The following is a 1,740-nucleotide window of genomic DNA, read 5'->3' on the forward strand; positions in this document are numbered from 1 at the left end:
AACAATGGTTTTACACAGATGGTGAACCTAGGCCTTACCAGTACGATCAACCCGACACTCGTCAACGATATTCGTGTCGCCTATCTGCGGGTTTCGGGAACGCTTGGCCAACCTCTGGGGGGAACCGGTGCCGGCACGATTGCCAGCCTCGGATTTACCACGCCATTTGGTGCTGCAGGCGGTCTCGCGCCGATTGTCCCATCCTATGAAGGTGTGCCGGTTGTCGCCCTGAAGAGGGCCAACTTCGGCGCAACGAACAGCACCATCCGTCAGGCGAACAACACGATCCAGTTCATCGACAACGTAACCAAGACGTACGGCACGCACAGCTTTCAGTTCGGCGTCGATTACCACTATGACCAGATCAACGAGCGCAACACGAGCTGCCCGAACGGCTGCTTTACCTTCAATGGTAAAGAGACTGGCTCGGACTTCGCAGATCTTTTGATCGGCGCTCCTTCGGCGTTCTCGCAAGCCGGTCTAACCCAGTTGAACTCGCGCAGCAACTATCTTGGCATCTATGCACAGGATGGCTGGCGCGCGCTTCCTACGCTCACGATCAACTATGGACTGCGCTGGGATGTAAGCCAGCCGTGGTATGACACCAAAAACATGCTTTCTACCTTCGTCCCCGGCCAGCAGTCCCAGGTATTTCCGAATGCGCCGAAGGGGATGGTATTCCCCGGCGACCCGGGCATCCCGAACACGATTGCCCAGACGCGCTACAACAACTTCGCTCCGCGGATTGGTATTGCGTATGCGCCGGCTTCCGGCAAGTACAGCGTACGCGCAGGTTTCGGTATCTTCTATTCCTCCATACAGCAGGTCAGCGGCATGAATACCGCCGGTGGTCCTCCGTTCAATGTCTATTATGGAAGTCCCGTACCGCCTTCGCTGGCGACGCCATATATCGATCGCTTCAGCGGCAACTCTGAGGGCGTAAAGTTTCCTGCGCCTTTGCCTCCGTCGAACGTGTCGGCATCGAATCCGGACTACATCGACTTCGGTCCGTTCGAACAGATTTCGGGATCGTACGGGATCTATCCAGGCAATGGCCTGCCCTCGCTTGAAAACTACGAACTATCCCTTCAGCGTTCGTTCGGTAGCAGCACCGTTGCTTCGTTGAGCTATGTAGGAACGTCGGGTCGGCACCTGATGACCTCGATTGAATCGAATCCCGGAAACCAGGCTCTGTGCGTCTTCCTCAGCGATCCCAACAACGTCGCACCGGGCACGGCCACGTGCAGCCAGAACGGTGAAGATCAGCAGTACATCAAGAAGGATGGGACCGTCGTCAATGGAACCCGAACTGTCTTCGGTAGCCTGGACCTGGGGAGCAATCCACTGATGAAGGCTGCGGCCGGCTCGAGCTACAATTCGCTCCAGGCCAGCCTGAATCATCGCGATAAGTATGGAAACTTCCTGCTGAGCTACACGTGGTCGAAGTCGATCGACAACAGCTCGGACGTCTTCGATAGCACCAATCCGTACAACCCCGCGCAGAGCCGCGCACTCTCGTATCACGATGTTCCTCATAACTTCGTGGCGAGCTATACGGTTCAACTGCCGTTCGATAAGCTCGCCAGTGGAAAGTTCGCCAAGCCGTTCTCGGCGGGCTGGTCGATCTCTGGTATTACCTCCTTGACCTCGGGTGAAGTCGTCCAGATCCAGGAGAGTTATGACGACAACGCACTGACCGGCGCCTATAACGCACCGGTGGATACCCCCAGCTATGCAAAC

Annotated in this window: 1 protein-coding gene; it reads left to right on the forward strand. The window is 56.6% G+C overall.

All coding sequences use genetic code 11. The annotated features are described in order from the left end of the window. Positions 1-18 precede the first annotated feature (18 nt). The coding region (locus AB4043_RS24515) for a TonB-dependent receptor domain-containing protein (RefSeq protein WP_442308390.1) at positions 19-1,740 on the forward strand (1,722 nt) is incomplete at its 3' end.

The sequence above is a fragment of the Terriglobus sp. YAF25 genome (assembly GCF_052113305.1).
Lineage (GTDB): Bacteria > Acidobacteriota > Terriglobia > Terriglobales > Acidobacteriaceae > Terriglobus.